This is a genomic window from Mesorhizobium sp. M4B.F.Ca.ET.089.01.1.1 (assembly GCF_004022605.1).
In the GTDB taxonomy this organism is placed as follows: domain Bacteria; phylum Pseudomonadota; class Alphaproteobacteria; order Rhizobiales; family Rhizobiaceae; genus Mesorhizobium; species Mesorhizobium abyssinicae.
The window spans coordinates 1-957 of the sequence record NZ_RZOS01000955.1 but is presented as its reverse complement, the minus strand read 5'-3'; the positions used below and the strand labels follow the sequence as shown (position 1 = coordinate 957).

Genomic DNA, 957 nt, shown 5'->3' with positions numbered 1-957 from the left:
TCCGAATGAACATCCATAAGAATGCCCGTCTCACACCGCTGCGTCGAGAGGAGATGGCGCTGTCGGTGATAGAAGGCGCTTTCTCCAAAGCCCATGCGGCGCGTGTCTACGGCGTGTCGGCCAAGATCGTGGCGCGCTGGGTCGAGCGCTACAAGTCCGAAGGGCGGGCCGGCATGATCGACCGTTCCTCGCGGCCCGCCAATATGCCGCAGGCCACCGCTGCGTTGATCGCCGAGCGCATCATGGCGCTGCGGCGGCAACGTTGGACCGGCAAGCACATCGCCCATGAGGTCGGCGTCTCGCCCGCCACCGTTAGCCGGGTTCTCAAGCGTGCCGGACTGTCGCGGTTGCGGGATATCGAACCGGCCGAGCCGATCCGACGCTACGAGCGCGAGCATCCTGGCGAGATGATCCATATCGATATCAAGAAGCTCGGTCGTTTCGAGCGCATCGGTCATCGCATTACCGGCAAGCGCACCGGCAATGCCAGCTCGCGCGGCAGCAGTTGGGAGTTCGTCCATGTCTGCATCGACGACGCCTCCCGCATCGCCTTCTCGCAGATCCTGCCCGACGAGAAAAAAGAAAGCGCCATCGCCTTCCTCAAGGCGGCGGTGGCCTACTACGCCAGCCTCGGCGTCACGATAGCCCGCGTCATGACCGACAACGGCTCCTGCTACAGATCAAAGGCCTTCGCCAAGGCCTGCCGCGATCTCGGCCTCAAGCACGTCAGGACAAGACCCTATACACCCAAGACCAATGGCAAGGCCGAGCGCTTCATCCAGACAGCACTGCGCGAATGGGCTTATGCCATCGCTTATCCGACTTCAGATCACCGCGCCGCAGAGTTGCCGGTCTGGCTGCACAGATACAATTGGCACCGTCCCCACGGGAGCCTAAAGTCCAAAACACCTATCAGTCGCCTCGCTCTAACCGAGGACAACCTGTTGAGGCTCCACA

At 62.1% G+C, this 957-nt stretch carries 1 protein-coding gene; it reads left to right on the top strand.

Translation table 11 applies throughout. The features are described 5' to 3' along the window. Positions 1–5 precede the first annotated feature (5 nt). Positions 6–957: IS481 family transposase (locus EN780_RS35305; protein ID WP_128276542.1), on the top strand; the 952-nt coding region annotated here is incomplete at its 3' end.